We start from the raw sequence: 4,707 nt of genomic DNA on the forward strand, positions 1-4,707 counted from the left end.
CGCCGGCCCACAGCACGGGGCGGCCGGCCGCGACCAGCGCGCGGACCTGCTCCGGGCGGGACATGAGCGTCGCCAGGGCGCTCGGAACGTCGGCGCCGAACTCGTCGGGCACCACCAGCAGGTCGCTGTTGTTGCCCGGGGTCAGCGTCGCGACGTACTGCGAGCGCTCGCCGCGGCCGCCGGCCAGCGCGACGGTGTCGACGACGGCGGGGACGATGGTCATTCCGGTGGAGTCCACGACGATGGCGTTGTCGTCCTCCGCCGCGGTGAACAGGGACGGGCCGACCGCCACGATCATGGAGCCGACGAACAGGATGTCGGCACCGGTCATGGTCCCGATCAGCGGATCCGTCGTCAGGATGCGGGCGTTGGTGAACAGGACGGGGCGTCCCGAGTCGTCCGAGAGGATCTCGTCCAGGGCCTTGGAGTTCCAGCCCGCGACGTCCGTGTCGGTGGTGGTGCTCATTGCTCGCTCCTCAGAGGGGTTCGAAGTGACAGATGTGTGCGAGGCGCGAAGTGCGCCGCCGCACGCCGAGCGGGCGACGAAGATCGCCGGGCGGCTTCTGTGCCATCAGCTTCGGCGCGTTCCGTGACCGGAACCAGGCCGCCGTGACCCCGGGGCCACCGCACCCATGAAGGGCGTCCGCCCGCCGGTGCGAGCGAGGCGTGGACCCGGTCGGGGCTACCGGAGGCGACGGTGGGTGCGCGGCACCCGGGAACCCCGCACCCGGGAGGACGGCGGCCTGGTCACCTTCCGCCGCGGGGCCGAGGGTGGAGCCATGACCAGCAACGACACGACCCGCGATCCGCACCCGTACGTCGGGATGTGGGTGACCGCGGACGGTTACATCCGCCAGGAACTGCTGCCGAACGGCCGCTACGACGAGGCCCGCGGCAACCGCCGGAGCGCCTACACCGGCCGCTACACCGTCACCGGCAGTCACCTCGACTACGTCGACGACACCGGCTTCACCGCCACCGGCGACGTCCGCGACGACGTTCTCTTCCACGAGCACCTCGTGCTCTACCGCGAGGGCGACCCGCGCGCCCGGCGTGGAACCCGATCATGACCGGGATCCAGGTGCGGCCTGCCTGAGCCGCCACCGGCGGTGCGCGCACGCCCACGGCGGCCCAGCGGCCCGCCGGATGCGCGGGCCGGTGCCCCGGTCGGGCTCCGCGTCCGGGCGCCGGCCTGCCCGTACCCACCGTCCGGGACCACGGCGAGCACTCGCCGCTCCGCCGGGTCGCCGGTGCCCGCCCCTGCCCCGCCGTGACGGCCGTTAGAGTGGCCGTCATGTGCCGTCCGGCAATATTTCGCAGGAGCCTCCTGTGAAGCGGCAGGCTCGCGATGGGGCGGAGTACAGCGGTGACACGTATGGAACTGGGTGCCGCGGTGGCCGTGGCGCGGGAGACCGCAGCAGAGGTCCTGGCCCCGCGTGCGGCAGCCGTGGACGAGCAGCAGCAGTGGCCGGAGCAGGGCGTACGGGCTCTGCAGCGACGGCTGGGCGGGCTCGTGGTCCCCGAGGAAGCCGGCGGCATGGGGCACGGGTTGCTGGCGGTCGCACAGGTCGGTGAGGCGACCGGACGGGCGTGCGCGTCCACGTCGATCTGCTTCGGCATGCACCTGGTGGGCTCGGCGGTGCTGGCCGCCAAGGCCGGCCACCGCCAGCGCGAGGACTATCTGAAGCCGATCGCGGCGGGAGAGCACCTGACGACACTGGCCCTGTCCGAACCGGCCACCGGCGGGGAGTTCTGGCTGCCCCGGACCCGTATGGAGCGCGGTGGGACGGGACGGCTGCGCCTGACCGGCGCGAAGAGTTTCGTCACCAACGCCGCCCACGCGGACTCCTACGTGCTGTCCGCGGTGGCGGTCGGGCCGGACACGCCACCCGGGCAGTTCTCCTGCACCGTGGTGGACGCCGCCACACCCGGCCTGGAGTGGGGCGGGTCCTGGCGGGGCTTCGGTATGCGCGGCAACGCCTCACGCGGACTGAACCTGCCAGGCGTGGAGATCCCCGACCGGTGCCTCCTGGGGGAGGAGGGCGACGAGATCTGGTACGTCTTCCACGTCGTCGCCCCCTACTTCCTGATGGCCATGGCGGGCACCTACCTCGGCGTCGCCGCAGCCGCCCTGGAGGAGGCCCGCGCCCACCTGCTGCGCCGCAACCAGAGCCGGCCGAACCGGCCCCCCTCCGGCCACCAGGTGGTACAGCACCGTCTGGGCACCATGTGGGCGAGGGTGGAGCGGACCCGGCGGCTGATCTACCACGCCGCCGCCGAGGCGGACATCGGCGGACCGGAGGCGCTGCTGGGCCTGGCCTCGGCCAAGGCCGAGGTCGCCGACGCGGCCGAGGCGACCGTGAACGACGCCCTCACCCTCGTCGGCGGCATCGGCTACGGCGAGAGGTCCCCCCTGCACCGCATGCTCCGTGACGCCCGCGCGGCCCACGTGATGTCCCCCGGCACCGACATGCTGCGCGTGTGGGCCGGGCGTGCCCTGCTGGACGAACCCCTGCTGGAGGGCTGAGATGCGTCCGGACCCTCTGCCCCGGGTCCTGCTGGTGGACACGGACGGCGCCACGGCGCGTGCCCTGCGCGGCGAGCTGGCGGACGTCGCGGAGGTCGTCGAGACCACGGCCGCCGACGTGCTGGCCTACGCCGACGGAACGCCGGGTGATCGCCGCCCGACAGTGGTCGTGCTCGCCCAGGACGTGCCCGCCCCCGTGGGTGTGGTCCACTCGCTGCGCCCGGACGCGGCCGACCTGGCCGTCGCCGTGGTCGCCGCCCCTGCCACGGAGTCGAGGCTCGCCACCCTGCCGCTCCTGTTCCCGGCGGACGTCGTCGCCCGGGTGCACGAGCGGATGCGGCCCCTGCCCGACGTGGTGACCCACCTGTTGCAGGCCCTGCTGGGCCGCCGGGCCCACGCCGCGACCCAGGCAAGCGCGCAGCGGCAACTGTCCGCCGGCAGCACGGCGATCGAACGGCAGCTCGGCGAGCGGCTGATGGGGCAGTTCCTCACCCAGGCCCCCATCGGCGCCCTCATGCTCGACGACGAGGCGGTCATCGCGTGGAACCGCCGCGCCGCGGCGACACTGGAGCTGACCGAGAGCGCGATCCTGCACCGGCCGCTCACCGACCTGTTCCCCGCCGAGGAGCGCACCGCACTGCGGCAGCACCTGACCTCCGCCGCTCGCACGCAGACCGCCGAGGCCGACGCGGTCTTCGAACGCACCCGTTCCGACGGCACCTCTCAGGCACTGCGCATCGCCGCGCAGCGGATCCTGGACGCGGACGGCATCGCCCGCGTTCTGGTCCTGGCCGACGACGTCACCGACCGCCTGCACGCCCAGCGCAAACTTGCCGAACGCACCGGCCAGGCCCTGCTCACCGCAGAGGTGGCCGCCGCCATGAACGAGTCCGGACCGCTGCCCGAGCGTCTCGACCGCTGCGTGCGCGCCACAGCCGACCGGCTGGGCGCCGACCGGGTGTGCATCTGGACGGTGCAGGAGAGCGGCCGGCTGGCCCACACCTCGTGCACCGGCGGTGACGGTGGGCCGACGAGTCCGGACTCCTGCCAGGATGCCCAAGGCAGCCTGGTGGAGCAGGTGTTCACCCTGCGCCGTCCCCACCTCGACGCCGCCACGTCCCCGGCGGCACCGCAGTCCGGCCGCGGCCCCACTTCGGCACGCGGTTCGTTCGCCGGCTACCCGCTGATCACCGCGGGCCAGCAGATCGGCGTCCTGGCCCTCACCAGCCGGCTGGCGCTGCCCGGATCCACCCGCACCACCCTGGAGAACCTCGCCGACCAGATAGCCGTCGGTGTTCAGCAGGACTGGCTCCTGCACCGCCTGCACGCCACCACCCAGGCCCTGGAGCACCCCCTGCTCCCCCCGCACCTGGAGAACCTGCCCGGGTTCGATCTCGCCGCCCGCTACATCCCCTTCGGCCAGGGACTCCACATCGGGGGCGACTTCTACGACGCCTTCACCGCCCCGGACGGCTGCCACGTCCTGGTCCTGGGGGACGTCTGCGGCAAGGGACCCGCCGCCGCGGCCATCACCGGTCTCGTGCGCCACACGCTGTGGACGGCCGCCCAGCACACCAGCGACCCCGAGTACGTCCTCCCCCTGATCAACCGGGCCCTGCAACGCGAGAACACGCCGTTCTGCACGCTCGTCTACGCCGTCCTGGACTCCTCCCGCACCCCGGCCAGGCTCCGCCTGGCCTCCGCCGGGCACCCACCGCCGCTCCTGCGCCATGCGGACGGCCACACCAGCCTGCTCCGCCTGCACGGCCCCCTGCTGGGCGTCCTGGACACCCCGCACCACCCGGTCAGCGAACGGGAACTGCGGCCCGGCGAGTCACTGCTGCTGTACACCGACGGTTTCACCGAGGGCGCGGGCGCCGACAGCCAACGGGAACCCGAGGACCTCGCCGCGCTCGTCACCGCGACCCCGGTACGGAAGAGCACAGCCTCCGACGACCTCGTCACGGCCATGCTGACCGACGCCCGCCGCCGCTGGGGCGCCCGACTGCGCGACGACCTCGCCGTCCTGGCGCTCACCGCCGTGGCCCCCGAGCGATCGGCGCAGGTGGCGTCCGGCTCCGCGTCGGAACCGCCCCGGTAGGCCGGAACCGCTGGGGACCCGTCTCCGGTTCCCGGCCTGTTCACCCCGTCGCCCCCGGGCCGCTTTCCGGGGCCGCTTT

Annotated in this window: 3 protein-coding genes and 1 pseudogene; 3 read left to right on the top strand and 1 reads right to left on the bottom strand. The window is 73.7% G+C overall.

The window, feature by feature from the left end; genetic code table 11:
- A pseudogene (locus ACYVE9_RS16125) lies at positions 1-466 on the bottom strand (Atu4866 domain-containing protein); the annotation flags it as partial.
- Between the two features lie 313 nt (positions 467-779).
- Here ACYVE9_RS16125 and ACYVE9_RS16130 point away from each other — a divergent pair.
- The 3 genes from ACYVE9_RS16130 (at position 780) to ACYVE9_RS16140 (ending at position 4,628) form a co-directional block, all read left to right on the top strand.
- A complete protein-coding gene (locus ACYVE9_RS16130; protein WP_461028550.1) occupies positions 780-1,070 on the top strand; it encodes an Atu4866 domain-containing protein in 291 nt (96 codons plus the stop codon).
- 305 nt (positions 1,071-1,375) lie between these two features.
- On the top strand, positions 1,376-2,527 hold the full coding sequence (locus ACYVE9_RS16135) for an acyl-CoA dehydrogenase family protein (RefSeq protein ID WP_461028552.1): 1,152 nt from the start codon (positions 1,376-1,378) through the stop codon (positions 2,525-2,527).
- A gap of 1 nt (position 2,528) precedes the next feature.
- Positions 2,529-4,628, top strand: coding sequence for a SpoIIE family protein phosphatase (locus tag ACYVE9_RS16140; protein ID WP_461028551.1), 2,100 nt, complete (start codon positions 2,529-2,531; stop codon positions 4,626-4,628).
- Positions 4,629-4,707: the final 79 nt, after the last annotated feature.

This window comes from Streptomyces sparsus (assembly GCF_054776295.1).